This window comes from Streptomyces sp. NPDC021356 (assembly GCF_040641015.1).
Lineage (GTDB): Bacteria > Actinomycetota > Actinomycetes > Streptomycetales > Streptomycetaceae > Streptomyces.
Map to the genome: position 1 here is coordinate 224110 of NZ_JBFACU010000005.1, position 13877 is coordinate 237986.

Here is a 13877-nt window from a genome sequence, read left to right on the forward strand (position 1 = left end):
TCGTACCTAATGGGTTTCAGTGTGGCGGACGCCGGATGTCGGCGTCCCATGTCGAGGAAGACAGCGAGGCAGTGATGCGCACCCCCCACGTCGTCGTGGTGATGGGCGTCGCCGGCACGGGCAAGACCACGATCGGTCCCCTGCTCGCGGCCCGGCTCGGCGTCCCGTACGCCGAGGGCGACGACTTCCACCCGCAGGCCAACATCGACAAGATGTCGGCCGGAATCCCGCTCGACGACGACGACCGGTGGCCCTGGCTCGACGCCATCGGCGGCTGGGCGCACGGGCGTGCGGGGCTCGGCGGGGTGGTCAGCAGCTCGGCGCTGAAGCGGTCGTACCGCGACCGGCTCAGGGCGGCGGCTCCCGGGATCGTCTTCGTCCATCTGACGGGCTCCCGGCAGCTCATCGAGGACCGGATGACGCACCGCCAGGGTCACTTCATGCCGACCGCGCTGCTGGATTCCCAGTTCGCCACGCTCCAGCCGCTCCAGGCGGACGAGCGGGGCGTCGCGGTGGACGTCTCCGGCTCGCCGGAGGAGATCACCGCGCGCGCCGTGGCCGCGCTGGACGACCTCGACAGCACCACGCGGTCCGTCCCGGCCGAACCGTCCCCGCGGTGACGCCACTCCCCGACGGCCGCCGACCGCTCCACCTCTGAAACCCACCGTCCCTCTTCACCACCAAGGGAACTCCCCGTGACCAGACTCAGCGTCGAGATGCTGGCAGCGGACGCGCCCCCGCCGATCACCTCGGCCGGACACGCCCAGCTGGGAATCGCCGTCCTGGCGGGCATCGCCGTCATCGTCCTGCTCATCACCAAGTTCAAGCTGCACGCCTTCCTGTCGCTGACCATCGGGTCACTGGTGCTCGGCGCGGTCGCCGGCGCGCCGCTGGACAAGGCGATCACCAGCTTCACCAGCGGTCTCGGTTCGACGGTCGCCGGTGTGGGCGTGCTGATCGCGCTGGGTGCGATCCTCGGCAAACTGCTCGCCGACTCGGGCGGCGCGGACCAGGTCGTCGACACGATCCTGGCGAAGGCCGGGGGCCGGGCGATGCCGTGGGCGATGGTGCTGATCGCCTCCGTGATCGGTCTGCCGCTGTTCTTCGAGGTCGGCATCGTGCTGCTGATCCCGGTGGTCCTGATGGTGGCCAAGCGCGGCAACTACTCCCTCATGCGGATCGGCATCCCGGCGCTGGCCGGTCTGTCGGTGATGCACGGGCTGATCCCGCCGCACCCCGGCCCGCTGGTCGCGATCGACGCGGTCAAGGCCAACCTGGGCGTGACGCTGGCGCTGGGCATAGTCGTGGCGATCCCGACCGTGATCATCGCCGGTCCGCTGTTCTCGAAGGTCGCGGCCCGCTGGGTGGACGTCCCCGCCCCGGACCGCATGCTCCCGGAGCGCGCCTCGGAGCAGCTGGAGCGGCGGCCGGGCTTCGGCGCCACGCTGGCCACGGTACTGCTGCCGGTCGTGCTGATGCTGGCCAAGGCACTGGTCGACATCGTCGTGGACGACCCGGCGAACATGACCCAGCGGATCTTCGACGTCGTCGGTTCGCCGCTGATCGCGCTGCTGGCCGCCGTGATCGTCGGCATCTTCACACTGGGCCGCCCGGCCGGGTTCACCAAGGAGCGGATCAACTCCACCGTCGAGAAGGGCCTCATGCCCATCGCGGGCGTCATGCTCATCGTCGGTGCGGGCGGCGGCTTCAAGCAGACGCTGATCGACTGCGGTGTGGGCCAGATGATCCTGGACATCTCCAAGAGCTGGTCGATCCCCGCGGTGCTGCTGGCCTGGCTGATCGCGGTGGTGATCCGGCTCGCGACCGGTTCGGCGACCGTGGCGACCGTCTCGGCGGCCGGTCTGGTCGCGCCGCTTGCGGCCGACATGTCGACCACCCACGCCGCCCTGCTGGTGCTGGCGATCGGCGCCGGTTCGCTCTTCTTCAGCCATGTCAACGACGCCGGCTTCTGGCTGGTGAAGGAGTACTTCGGGCTGGAGGTCGGCCAGACGATCAAGACCTGGTCGCTGATGGAGACGATCCTCTCCGTGGTGGCCGGCGCCCTGGTCCTCGCCCTCTCCCTGATCTTGTAGGGGTACGGCGATGACGGCTCACTCTCTCTTCGACATCGGCGGCCGGACCGCCCTGGTCACCGGCTCCTCGCGGGGCATCGGACTGGCCCTGGCCCGCGGCCTGGCCGAGGCCGGCTGCACGGTCGTGCTCAACGGCCGCGACGGCGGCACGCTCGCGGAGGCGGCCGCCGGACTGCCCGGCGACCGGGTGCACACGGCGGCGTTCGACGTGACCGACGGCGCCTCGGTGGCCGCCGGGATCGCGGACGTCGAGGAGCGGGTGGGCCCGCTCGACATCCTGGTCAACAACGCGGGCATGCAACTGCGCGCGCCGCTCCTGGAGTTCACGGACACGGACTGGCACCGGATCCTGGACACCAACCTCACCAGCGCCTTCCTCGTCGGGCGGGAGGCCGCCCGGCGGATGACCGGCCGCGGCCACGGCAAGATCATCAACATCTGCTCGCTGCAGAGCGAGGTGGTCCGCCCCGGCATCGCGCCGTACGCGGCGACCAAGGGCGCGCTGAAGATGCTGACCAAGGGCATGTGCGCCGACTGGGGCCCGTACGGGGTGCAGGTCAACGGGCTCGGGCCCGGCTACATCGAGACCGAGCTGACCCGTCCCCTGGTCGAGGACGAGGAGTTCAGCGGGTGGGTGCGCCGCCGCACCCCGGCCGGCCGCTGGGGACGTACCGGGGACCTGGTGGGCGGGGTGCTCTTCCTCGCCTCCCCGGCCGCGGACTTCGTCTCCGGGCAGGTGCTGTACGTCGACGGCGGCATGACGAGTGTGCTGTAGGAGGCCCACGGTGCGCGCTTGTGTGATCCACGCCCAGGGCGACCTGCGCATCGAGGAGGCGCCCGAGCCCGAGCCCGGCCCCGGGCAGGCGCTGGTCGCCGTCCGCTACGGCGGGGTGTGCGGCTCCGACCTGCACTACTGGCGCCACGGCGGGGTCGGGGACTTCCGGCTGAGGGAGCCGATGGTGCTCGGGCACGAGGTGGTCGGCACGGTCGTCTCCTACGGCCCCGGCGCCGCCGGTCCGGCCCCCGGCACGGCCGTGGCGGTGCACCCGGCGACCCCGTGCGGGACCTGCCCGGAGTGCGCGGACGGCCGTGAGAACGTCTGCCGGGACACCCGCTACCTCGGCAGCGCCGCCCGTTTCCCGCACGTCCAGGGCGGCTTCGCGGCGCGCGTGGCCGTGCCGGCCGGGCAGGTCAGGCCGCTTCCGGCGGGCCTGGACCTGCGCCGGGCCGCCCTCGCCGAACCGCTGTCGGTGGCGCTGCACGCGGTGCGCCGGGCCGGGGACGTGACCGGCCGGCACGTGCTGGTGACCGGGGCCGGACCGATCGGCTGCCTGGTCGTCGCGGCGGCCCGGGCGGCGGGCGCGGCCCGCGTGACCGTCACCGACCTGGTGCCGCGCGCGCTGCGGTACGCCTCGGCCGCCGGCGCCGACACGGTCGTACGGGCCGACGATCCGGCGGACCCGGGGTGGCCGTCCGAGGTGGACGTGGCCGTGGAGGCCTCCGGGGTGGCGGCCGGGCTCGACGCGTGCCTGCGTCTGGTGCGGCGCGGCGGGGTGGTCGTCCAGTTGGGGATGCTGCCGCCCGGGCAGACGCCGTTCGCCGGGAACCTCGTCGTCAGCCGGGAGATCGAGCTGCGCGGGGCGTTCCGCTTCGGTACGGAGTTCGACGGGGCGCTGCGGCTGCTGGCCGCCGAACCCGCCTTCGACGAGCTGGTCAGCGCGGTGGTCCCGGTGCGGGACGCCGAGGCGGCGTTCGCGCTGGCGGCGGACCGCACGCGGTCCTGCAAGGTGCTGCTGGACTTCGGGGACCCCGGGAGCTGAACCTCTCTCACGGCCTCCACAGCCGGTGTTCGTGCTCCGCCCAGCTCCGGCTCACCATGCCGGTGCGCAGGCCGCGGCGGGCCTCCGGATCGCCGAGGGCCATGCCGATGTGACCGGCCAGCACGACACCGATGGTCAGGGCGAGCCAGTCGTGGACGAAGGTGGCGCTGGTGCGCCACATCAGCGGGGTGAGGTGGGTGAACCACATCATCAGGCCGGTGCCGAGCATGACCAGGGCGGCCCCCGCGATCCACGCGGCGTAGATCTTCTGCCCGGCGTTGAACTTGCCCGCGGGACGCGCGGCGGGCCGCCGGTCGCGGCGCAGGGCGGCGCGCAGCCAGACCTTGTCGTGCCGGCCGAAGCGGTTGAGGAGGCGCAGGTCGGCGCGGAGGGCGCGGGAGGCCAGGCCCAGCAGGACCGGGACGGGCAGCGCGAGGCCCGCGCACTCGTGGACGCGGACGACCAGTTCGCGGCGGCCGACGAGCACCGCGAGCTGGGGGATGTACAGGCAGGCGGCCGTCAGCACGCACACGCCCATCAGCGCGGCCGTGCCGCGGTGCACCCACCGCTGGGCGGCGCCGAAGCGGCGGACGTCACGGGCGGGCGGGGCCGCGGTCTCAACCGGTGGGGACATCGCTGCGTCCGTTCGAACGGCCGACCCAGGCGTCGACGTCGTAGCCCCGGTCCTCCCAGTAGCCGGCCCGGACGTCGTCGGTGACGGTGATGCCGGAGAGCCACTTGGCGGACTTGTAGAAGTACATGGGGGCGACGTACAGGCGCACCGGGCCGCCGTGGTCGTGGCCGAGGTCCTTGTCCTGCATGCGCAACGCGACCAGGACGTCCGGACGGCGGGCCTGGCCGAGGGTGAGGCTCTCGGTGTAGGTGCCGTCGAAGCAGGTGAAGCGGACGGCCCGCGCCGTGCGGCGGACCCCGGCGGCCTCCAGGAGCCGGGAGAGCCGTACGCCCTCGAAGGCCGTGCGGGGCACCCGCCAGCCGGTGACGCACTGGACGTCGCGGACCATGCGGGTCTGCGGCAGGGCCCTGAGGTCGGCCAGCGTGTACGTCGCCGGGTGGTCGACCAGGCCGTCGACGGTCAGGCGGTAGTCGGTGGCGTCCTCGCGGGGGACGGAGGCGGCGACCGAGTAGTAGCGGAAACCGCCGCCGTTGGGCAGCAGACCGGTCAGGCCGGTGGGGTCGTTGCCGGAGGCGGCTCCGAGGAAGCCCTCCATGCCGCGTTGCAGGCCGGGCGCGGCGACCACGCCGAGGGCGCCCAGGCCCAGGGTGGCGAGGAAGACGCGGCGGCCGACGGGCCGCCCCTGCTCCTCGGGCGGGAAGCGGTCGTGGCTCGGTTCCTCGGGCGGGCCGTCGGGGCGGCCCGGTCCTTCGGACGGTTCGGGGTTCACGTCATCATTCGAGCACCTCGGCCCCCGGGGGTGCCAGGGTTCCCCGGCGCCCGTCAGACTTCCGTCATCTTTCGGGGCGCGCAGCTTTCGCGTCGCGCATCTTTCGCGGCACGCGACTTTTGTGTCGCGCAGCTTTTGCGTCGCGCGTCTTTCGCGTCGCACAGCTTTCGCGTCGCGCTTCTTTCGCGTCGCACAGCTTTCGCGGCACGCGTCTTTCGCGTCGTGCGCCTTTCGCGGCACGCGCCTTTTGCCGCACGCGCTCTTGCGTTGCGTCGGACCGGCCGGGACGGCGCCCCCGGCTCTCCCCGTCCGCGGCGCGCGCGGACCGCCTGTCGACGGCTCTGCGTCAACGCGGCGGGGTCGGCGGCCGGTTCGGCGACGTCACGTCAACGCGGCTTTGGCGCAGGGTACTTGCGAGAGGGGCACGGTCCGCCTCACTGGCCGGTCCCGCCCGCGTGACCGACCCGTGCGCCTCACCCGTGTGGCGTACGCCATGGCGAAGTCCGCCGGTGCGGCCCACCATGGCCGTACCGCCGTGCCATCGCCCTGACACGCAGGGCGTCGTGGCCGAGTCGACTGCGCGGATCCGGGTACTCGTACCGGCGAACGGCGCTCCAGGACGCTACAGTCGGCCATTACGCACCCCGTGGCCCGGCCGGATGATCGAGGTACGCAGCGTGTCGGTTCTGGTTCTGATTCTCGCCGTGAGTGCCGCCTGCTGCCTGGGCTTCGGTTTCGTGCTCCAGCAGAACGCGGCCCAGCGGGCTCCGCTCAGCGACTTCCTCTCGCCGCGGCTGCTGCTCGACCTGGTCAAGGTGCCGCGCTGGCTGGGCGGGCTCGCCCTGATGGTGGCCGGCATGGTGCTGGGCGCGGTGGCCCTGGGCCGGGGCGAGATCTCCCTGGTGGAACCGCTGCTGGCGACGAACCTGCTGTTCGCGCTCGCGCTGTCGCGCAGACAGACCCGGCAGCCGTTGGGCCGGCAGGGCTGGCTGGGCCTCGCGCTACTGGCCGGCGGCGTGACGTCGTTCATCCTGGCGGGCCAGCCACGGGCGGGCAGCGCGGTCACCGATCCGCTGCGGCACTGGCTGATCATCGGGACCATGGTGGGCGTGGCGCTGCTGCTGACCACCTGTGCCAAGCATTCCCGGCTCAGCTGGGGGCCGGTGCTGCTCGCGGTGGCCGCGGGGCTGCTGTACGGCGTGCAGGACGCGCTCACCCGGGTGAGCGGGCAGCGGTTCTCGGCGGGCGGCTGGGCGGAGCTGTTCACGAGCTGGCAGCCGTACGGCCTGCTGGTGATCGGTGTCACCGGGCTGATCCTCGTGCAGAGCGCCTTCGAGACGGCGCCGCTGCGCATGTCGCTGCCCGCGCTCACCGCGTCCGAACCGCTGGCCGGGATCGCCTGCGGGGTCGGTTTCCTCGGGGACCGGCTGCGCACCGACATCAGCGCGCTGACCTGGGAGGCGGTGGGTCTCGCGGCGATCGTGACGGGTATCGTCCTGCTCGGCCTGCACCCGGCGATGCCGTGCGGCGCCTCGGTTCCCGAGCAGAAACGGAAGCTGCAACCGCGCTGATCCGCACCGGCCACCGCCTCCCGGCGCGGCCTGCTTGGATGGGGGGCATGAGCGCTGCGGACGAGATCCTCGACATCGTCGACGCCGACGACCGCGTCATCGGGCGGGCCCCCCGCGGGGAGGTCTACGCCGGCGGGCTGCGGCACCGCTGCGTCTTCGTCGAGGCCCGCGACGCCCAGGGGCGGCTCTTCGTGCACCGCCGTACGGCGACCAAGCTGGTCTTCCCCTCCCTGCACGACCTGTTCGTGGGCGGTGTCGTGGGAGCCGGGGAGAGCTACGACGACGCGGCGCTGCGCGAGGCCGAGGAGGAACTGGGCGTTTCGGGGCTGCCCCGGCCCGAGTACCTGTTCAAGTTCCTGTACGACGACGGCGCGGGCCGCAGCTGGTGGTCGGCGGTGTACGAGGTCCGCTGCGAGCTGCCGGTGCGTCCGCAGGCCGAGGAGGTCGCCTGGCACGGCTTCCTGGCCGAGGAGGAGGTCGAGCGGCGGCTGGGCGAGTGGGAGTGGGTGCCCGACGGCCTCGCCGCCTACGAGCGCCTGAAGGCCCACAGGTCGGCCCGGTGACGGCGCCCGTGCCCCTCCGGGGCCCGTCGGCACGCACCTGGGTAGGGTCCCTCCCGTGATCGACTTCGCACGGAACGTCCGCCTGTGGTTCGCCCCCGAGGAGGTCAGGGAGGAGGGCCGTACCCCGGACTACCGCTTCTCGCTCGCGAACGAGCGGACCTTCCTGGCCTGGCTGCGCACCGCGCTCGCGCTCATCGGCGGCGGCTTCGCGGTGGACCAGTTCCTGCCGCACCTGGGGTGGGCCTGGCGCATCGGTCTCGCGCTCGCCCTGCTCGCCGCGGGCGTGCTGTGCTCGCTGCGCGCGGTCAACCACTGGGTGCGCTGCGAGCGGGCGATGCGCCGCGGCGAGGACCTGCCCGCGTCGCGCTTCCCGGCGCTGCTGGGCATCGTCGTGGCGGTCGTGGCCGTCGCGATGGTCGTGGTGGTCCTGGCGGGACGGGCGGGGTGAGTGCGGCGGGCGGGGCGGCCGGGGACGGCGCGCCCAGGGCCGCTCCCGTGCGCGACCCCGGTCTGCAGCCGGAGCGGACGCGGCTCGCCTGGCGGCGTACGACGCTGTCCGGCACGGTGGCGGCGGTGCTCGCCGTCAAGACGGCCCTGCACGGCGGTGTCTCCCCCGCCGGTGTCCTCGTCTGCGCCCTGTGCTGTCTGCTCTGGCTGGGTTTCGTGCTGCTGGCCCAGTTCCGCATCCGTCGCCTCGCGGGCACCGCGGCCCCGCCGGCCCTCACCGCACGGCTCGCCACCGCGGCGGTGCTGTGCACGGTGGCGATGGCGGTGTGCGCGGCGGTGCTGGTCTTCTGAGGCCCCGCCGTTCCTCTGACGCCACCGTCACGCCCTACGTCCCCTGGTTCCGGGACCCCACCGTCACGACGATCTTCCCGCGGGTGCGGCCCTCCTGGCTGCGCCGCTGCGCGTCCGCCGCGCGGGTCAGCGGGAACGCCTCGGCCACGTGCACGCCCAGCACGCCCTGCTCGGCCAGCTCGGTCAGGTGCAGCAGGTCCTCGGCGTCGGGGCGGACGAAGCAGTAGCTGCCGCCGTGGGCGACCACCTCGGGGTCGGCGATGGACGCCAGGCGGCCCCCGGGCGCGAGCAGGTGGGCGGAGGTCCTGGTGGTCTCGCCGCCGATCGTGTCGAACACGGCGGCCACCCCCTCGGGCGCGAGTCCGCGCACCCGCTCGGCCAGTCCGTCGCCGTAGGTGACCGGCTCGCCGCCCAGGGAGCGTACGTAGTCGTGGTTGCGTTCGCTCGCGGTGCCGATCACGCGGGCGCCCAGGTGGGTGGCGAGCTGGACGGCGAACGAGCCGACCCCGCCCGCGGCGGCGTGCACGAGGACGGTCTCGCCGCGCTCGACCCGGAGGGTGCCGACGAGCACCTGGTAGGCGGTGAGTCCGGCCAGCGGCAGCCCGGACGCCTCCTCGAAGGAGAGGTTGCGCGGTTTGCGGGCCAGTGTGCGCACCGGGGCGGCGACATACTCGGCGAGGGTGCCGCGGGACAGGAAGTCCTCGCGGACGTAGCCGATGACCTCGTCGCCGGCCGCGAACTCGGTGACGGCGGCGCCCGGCCGCACCACCACCCCGGCGAGGTCCCAGCCCGGCACCACCGGGAAGACCGGGTCGAGCAGGCCGTCCAGGTGGCCCTCGCGGCACTTCCAGTCGACCGGGTTCACGGCCGCCGCCCGTACCTCCACCAGCACCGAGTCGGGGCCGACCTTGGGGTCGCGGACCTCCCCGTACTCGAGCACCTCGGGTCCGCCGTAGCGGCTGTAGCTGATGCCCTTCATGGCACGACCTTCCGGGCCGGCCGCCCGTCACGCAACCCGGGACGCGCTCACGGTCGCAGTGCCCTCAGCAGCAGGTCGGCCAGGTGGTCGGCGAGCTGCTGCGGGGTGAGCGGGCCGTCGGGGCGGTACCAGGTGGACAGGTGGTGGACGGAGCCGAAGTGGTAGTCGACGACCAGGTCGGCGGGGGTTGCCTTGGAGAAGACACCCTTCTCCTGGCCTTCTTCGATGAGCGCGCGGAAGCGTTCGTGGTAGCGCCGGCGCTCGGCGCGGACCTGCTTGTTCTTCTCCGGACCGAGGTGGTGCATGGACCGGAAGAAGATCATCGCGTCGTCGAGGTTGTCGATCGTGGTGACGACGACGTCGGCGGCGGCGTCCCGGACCCGCTTCTCGACGGGTTCGTCGGCGTCGGCGAAGGCGTCCAGCCGCTCCTGCTGGAGGCGCAGCATGCGCGCGTACACCTCGTGCAGGAGGTCGTCCTTGGAGCCGAAGTAGTGATAGAGCGCGCCCTTGGTGACCCCTGCCGCCTCGACGATCTCCTGCACCGAGGTGCGGTCGTAGCCCTGGTCGGCGAAGAGCCGGGTGGCGGCGGCCAGCAGCCGCTGGGGCACGGGGGTCCCGGCCGTCTCCGTCGTCCTGGGCACTGCCGCCACCTGCCTTTCCGTGGTCTACCTGGTGTCGTGCCGGGAACGCAGTTCCCGACGGAGGATCTTCCCACTCGCCGTCTTCGGCAACTCCGGCAGGATCTCCACCTGCCGGGGATACTTGTAGGCGGCCAGTCTCTCCTTGCAGTACGCGGCGAGTTCGTCCGGGTCCGCCTCGGCGTCCGGGCGGAGGCTGATGTAGGCCTTCACGGTCTCCCCGCGGTAGCCGTCGGGGACGCCGACGACGGCCGCCTCGCGCACCGCCGGATGGGTGTAGAGGACGTCCTCGACCTCGCGCGGCCACACCTTGAAGCCGGACGCGTTGATCATGTCCTTCTTGCGGTCGACGACGTACAGCCAGCCCTGCTCGTCCATGAACCCGATGTCGCCGGTGCGCAGTTCCCCCGCGGGGAAGGTCTCGGCGGTGGCGTCGGGGCGCCGCCAGTAGCCGGGCACGACCTGTGGGCCGCGCACGACGATCTCGCCCTGCTCGCCGAAGGGCACCTCCGCACCGGTGTCGTCGACGATCCGTACGACCGTGTCGGGGCCGGGCACGCCCACGGCGAGCGTCCCGGAGACCGGGTCGACGGGGGCTTCGCGCCCCGGTGGCACGGAGGCGCAGGGCGCGGTGCACTCGGTGAGGCCGTAGCCGTTGCGGATGTAGGGGCCGAAGGCGGACCGGAACTTCTCCACCAGCGCGGGCGGCAGCGGGGCGCCGCCGGAGGAGATGACGTGGAAGGAGGAGAAGTGGTCCGGGGTGACGGCCGGGTGGGCGGCGAGCGCCATGAAGGCGGTGGAGGGGCCGACGGTGTAGTGCGGGCGGTGCTCGGCGAACGCCTCCAGCACGACCGAGGGCTCGAAGCGGTACGCCAGCACGAGCGTGCCCGCGCTGTTCAGGCAGGCGCCGAACTGGCAGACCATGCCCGTGATGTGGAACAGCGGGGCCAGCGCGAAGTAGACGGGCGCCGCGGGCAGGACCAGGCCGGTGCGCTGCCGCTCGGCGTTGTACATGATGTTGCCGTGCGTGTTGGTGGCGCCCTTGGGCTTGCCGCTGGTGCCGGAGGTGTAGCTGATCAGCGCGGTCTCGGCGGCTGCCGGGGCGGGGGCGGCGGGGGCCGGGTGGCCGGCGCGGGCCACGGCGGTGAGGTCGTCGGCGTCCGCGGCCCGCGGCAGCCGTTCGAAGGCGAGCACGCGGGTGTCGTCGCGGGTCTGGAAGTCCCGTTCGCACGCGGTGAGCACGATCCGCACGGGCGAGTCGGCGGCCGTGGCGCGCAGGTAGGACTCCCAGGCCCGGTCGGAGCAGACCAGCGCGGCCACCTCGCCGTCCTTCAGGACGTGGGCGACCTCCGCCGACTTGTACATCGGGTTGACCGGTACCACGGTGGCGCCCGCCTTCCAGGCGCCGAGGACGGCGAGCACGAAGTGCGGGGAGTTCTGCAGGACGACGGCCACCCGGTCGCCCCGGCGCAGGCCGTGCGCGGCGAGGTGCCCGGCCACCGAGTCGCTCAGCTCGTCGGTCTCGCGGTAGGTGAGACGGGCGTCGAAGTAGGCGAGGAAGGTGCGGTCGGGGGCTTCGGCGGCCGACCGGCGCAGGGCGTGCACCAGGGAGTCGGCGGGGTCGACGGGGGCGCGCTGGGCCTCGTCGAGGAGGCGCAGCCAGGGCTTGGCCGCGTACCGGGAGCCGGGGTCAGGGGCGGCGGTCACCGGGTCTCCTCCCAGGTGCGCTGGATGCGGTTCATGTGCGTCAGCCAGCGGTCGGGGTCGCCTGCGCGGGTCTGGTAGAAGCCGGCGACTTCGGGGTGCGGCAGGATGAGGAAGCGGTCCTCGGCGATGCCCTTGAACAGGGCGTCGGCCACTTCCTCCGGTTCGATCGCGTTGGGCTTGAGCACCAGGTCGCCCGCGCTGCCGGTGGCGGCGAGCATGTCGGTGCGCACGCCCTGCGGGCAGATGGCGTGCACCTTGATACCGCGGTGGCGGTACGTCAGCGCGAGCCATTCGGCGAAGGCGTACGCGCCGTGCTTGGTGACGCTGTACGGGGCCGCGCCGATCATGGTCAGCAGTCCGGCGGCGGAGACGGTGGAGACGAACCGGCCGCTGCCGCGTTCCAGCCAGGCCGGGAGCAGGGCCTCGGCGGCGCGGACGTGGGCCATGACGTTGACGTCCCACGCCCGCGCCCAGACCTCCTCGCCGACCGCCTCGGTACCGGCGCAGCCGACCCCCGCGTTGGCGCAGTAGACGTCGACGGTGCCGCCGAGCGCGTCGCGGGCGTCGGCGACGATCGCGGAGGCGTCTCCGGGCAGGGCGATGCCGCCGGTCTCCTCGGCGACGGCGGCGGCGCGTGCGGCGTCGAGGTCGTTGACGACGACCTTCGCGCCCTCGGCGGCGAAGCGGCGGGCCAGTGCGGCTCCGATGCCGCTACCGGCTCCGGTGACGACCACTCCCGCACCCTGAACGGCTTGCACCATCGGTCTCCTTCGACACGGCACGCTACGGCTCTGCCGCAACACACTAACCGGTCGGTATGTGGCGCGGGAAGAGGTGGCACGCCACCGGCGGCGCCAGTGGCACAGCCAGTGGTGTAGACCTCGGGCACTCCCGCAGGTTCGTTCCCAGCGGCCCGGGGCGCGCGCTAGCGTGCGTGCGCATGACACCCGCCCTGATCACGGAGGTCGCCGCATGAAGCTGTCCAGACGGAGTCTGCTCGCCGGCACGGCTGCGGTCGCGGCCTCGGCCGGGCCGGCCGCACGGGCCGAGGCGGCGCCGCGGGGCCACGGCCGGCCGCTGCGGACCGGCTTCGAACGGCTGGCCGCCGACGGCTACGCGGCGCTCGACGGGCAGCGGGTCGGCATCGTCACCAACCCGACCGGCATCACCCGCGACGTGCGGCACATCGTGGACGTGATGCACACCGACCGCCGGGTGGACCTGGTCGCCGTCTTCGGCCCGGAGCACGGTTTCCGCGGCACCGCGCAGGCGGGCGGCTCCGAGGGCCGCTACGACGACCCGGCCACCGGACTGCCGGTGTACGACACGTACCTCAAGAGCGGGCAGCCGCTCGCCGACGTCTTCACCGCCTCGGGCGTGGACACGGTCGTCTTCGACATCCAGGACGCCGGCGCCCGCTTCTACACCTACATCTGGACCCTGTACGACTGCATGGAGGCCGCCGCGCTCGCCGGGAAGCGGTTCGTGGTGCTGGACCGCCCGAACCCGGTGACCGGCAGGCAGGCGCTGGGTCCGGTCCTGCACAAGGAGTTCGCGACCTTCGTCGGGCGGCAGCCGATCGCGCAGGCGCACGGCATGACGGTGGCGGAGCTGGCCCGGCTGTTCAACGGGGAGTTCCTGACCACGCCGGTGCGGCTGGAGACCGTCCTGATGACCGGCTGGCGGCGCTCCGACTTCTACGACGCCTCAGGGCTGCCCTGGGTGCCGCCGAGCCCGAACATGCCGACCCCCGACACGGCCCTCGTCTACTCCGGGACCTGCCTGTTCGAGGGCACGAACCTCTCCGAGGGCCGGGGCACCACCCGCCCCTTCGAACTCCTCGGCGCGGAGGGCATCGACGGGCGCTGGGCGGACGCCGCGAACGCGCTGGGGCTGCCCGGGGTGCGCTTCCGCGAGGCGTACTTCGCGCCCACCTTCTCCAAGTTCCAGGGGAAGACGGCCGGCGGGGTGCAGATCCACGTGCACGACCGGGACGCCTTCGACCCGGTACGGACCGGCATCGCCCTGCTGGTGACCGCGAAGCGGGTCTGGGACGGCTTCGCCTGGCGGCCGGACGACTGGATCGACAGGCTCACCGGTTCCACGCGGGTGCGCACGATGATCGACGCGGGTGCGGACACCGACGAGGTGGCGGGCGGCTGGCGCGAGGAGCTGGCCGCGTTCCGCGCGACGCGCCGGCACTACCTCCTGTACCGGTGAGACGCCCGCCGTACCCGTGAGACGCCCGCCGTACCCGTGCGGCGCCCGCCGTACCCGGGAGGTGGCCGCCGTACCCGGGAGGTGG

At 73.2% G+C, this 13877-nt stretch carries 15 protein-coding genes; 9 read left to right on the forward strand and 6 right to left on the reverse strand.

Annotated elements, in window-relative coordinates; genetic code table 11:
- The first annotated feature begins 74 nt into the window (after positions 1-74).
- The 4 genes from AB0G56_RS08835 (at position 75) to AB0G56_RS08850 (ending at position 3913) form a co-directional block, all read left to right on the forward strand.
- A complete protein-coding gene (locus AB0G56_RS08835; protein WP_360965765.1) occupies positions 75-620 on the forward strand; it encodes a gluconokinase in 546 nt (181 codons plus the stop codon).
- A gap of 75 nt (positions 621-695) precedes the next feature.
- The gene (locus AB0G56_RS08840; protein ID WP_360965768.1) at positions 696-2093 is read left to right on the forward strand and encodes a gluconate:H+ symporter; all 1398 of its coding nucleotides are present in this window, start codon (positions 696-698) and stop codon (positions 2091-2093) included.
- A 10-nt stretch (positions 2094-2103) separates the two neighbouring features.
- Positions 2104-2868 carry an SDR family oxidoreductase gene (locus tag AB0G56_RS08845; protein ID WP_360965771.1) on the forward strand — a complete coding sequence of 255 codons (765 nt, stop codon included), beginning with the start codon at positions 2104-2106 and terminating at the stop codon, positions 2866-2868.
- 10 nt (positions 2869-2878) lie between these two features.
- On the forward strand, positions 2879-3913 hold the full coding sequence (locus AB0G56_RS08850) for an L-idonate 5-dehydrogenase (RefSeq protein WP_360965774.1): 1035 nt from the start codon (positions 2879-2881) through the stop codon (positions 3911-3913).
- Between the two features lie 7 nt (positions 3914-3920).
- Here AB0G56_RS08850 and AB0G56_RS08855 read toward each other — a convergent pair whose 3' ends face one another.
- On the reverse strand, positions 3921-4547 hold the full coding sequence (locus AB0G56_RS08855) for a cytochrome b/b6 domain-containing protein (RefSeq protein ID WP_360965777.1): 627 nt from the start codon (positions 4545-4547) through the stop codon (positions 3921-3923).
- Positions 4531-5316: a molybdopterin-dependent oxidoreductase gene (locus tag AB0G56_RS08860; RefSeq protein ID WP_360965780.1), complete on the reverse strand. Its 786-nt coding sequence runs from the start codon at positions 5314-5316 to the stop codon at positions 4531-4533. The genes AB0G56_RS08855 and AB0G56_RS08860 overlap by 17 nt, the downstream gene beginning before the upstream one ends.
- Before the next feature lie 677 nt (positions 5317-5993).
- On the opposite strand from AB0G56_RS08860, the gene AB0G56_RS08865 reads away from it, so the two are divergent.
- From AB0G56_RS08865 to AB0G56_RS08880, 4 genes are read left to right on the forward strand one after another with little or no spacing between them, the layout of a single operon-like run.
- Positions 5994-6887: a DMT family transporter gene (locus tag AB0G56_RS08865; protein ID WP_360965783.1), complete on the forward strand. Its 894-nt coding sequence runs from the start codon at positions 5994-5996 to the stop codon at positions 6885-6887.
- A gap of 47 nt (positions 6888-6934) precedes the next feature.
- Positions 6935-7450 carry an NUDIX domain-containing protein gene (locus tag AB0G56_RS08870; protein WP_360965786.1) on the forward strand — a complete coding sequence of 172 codons (516 nt, stop codon included), beginning with the start codon at positions 6935-6937 and terminating at the stop codon, positions 7448-7450.
- Positions 7451-7505: 55 nt separating this feature from the next.
- The gene (locus AB0G56_RS08875; protein WP_360965789.1) at positions 7506-7898 is read left to right on the forward strand and encodes a DUF202 domain-containing protein; all 393 of its coding nucleotides are present in this window, start codon (positions 7506-7508) and stop codon (positions 7896-7898) included.
- Complete coding sequence (locus tag AB0G56_RS08880; RefSeq protein ID WP_360965792.1) at positions 7895-8248, forward strand: DUF202 domain-containing protein; 354 nt, start codon at positions 7895-7897, stop codon at positions 8246-8248. The genes AB0G56_RS08875 and AB0G56_RS08880 overlap by 4 nt, the downstream gene beginning before the upstream one ends.
- A gap of 34 nt (positions 8249-8282) precedes the next feature.
- On the opposite strand, the gene AB0G56_RS08885 is transcribed toward AB0G56_RS08880, so the two are convergent.
- The 4 genes from AB0G56_RS08885 to AB0G56_RS08900 are packed head-to-tail and all read right to left on the reverse strand — an operon-like array spanning position 8283 to position 12333.
- Positions 8283-9227, reverse strand: coding sequence for an NADP-dependent oxidoreductase (locus AB0G56_RS08885; protein ID WP_360965794.1), 945 nt, complete (start codon positions 9225-9227; stop codon positions 8283-8285).
- Positions 9228-9274: 47 nt separating this feature from the next.
- Positions 9275-9868, reverse strand: coding sequence for a TetR/AcrR family transcriptional regulator (locus AB0G56_RS08890; RefSeq protein ID WP_360965796.1), 594 nt, complete (start codon positions 9866-9868; stop codon positions 9275-9277).
- Between the two features lie 24 nt (positions 9869-9892).
- Complete coding sequence (locus AB0G56_RS08895; protein ID WP_360965799.1) at positions 9893-11572, reverse strand: AMP-binding protein; 1680 nt, start codon at positions 11570-11572, stop codon at positions 9893-9895.
- Positions 11569-12333, reverse strand: a complete 765-nt coding sequence (locus tag AB0G56_RS08900) for an SDR family oxidoreductase (RefSeq protein ID WP_360965802.1) — start codon at positions 12331-12333, stop codon at positions 11569-11571. The genes AB0G56_RS08895 and AB0G56_RS08900 overlap by 4 nt, the downstream gene beginning before the upstream one ends.
- A gap of 211 nt (positions 12334-12544) precedes the next feature.
- On the opposite strand from AB0G56_RS08900, the gene AB0G56_RS08905 reads away from it, so the two are divergent.
- Positions 12545-13792: a DUF1343 domain-containing protein gene (locus AB0G56_RS08905; RefSeq protein WP_360965805.1), complete on the forward strand. Its 1248-nt coding sequence runs from the start codon at positions 12545-12547 to the stop codon at positions 13790-13792.
- Positions 13793-13877 lie beyond the last annotated feature (85 nt).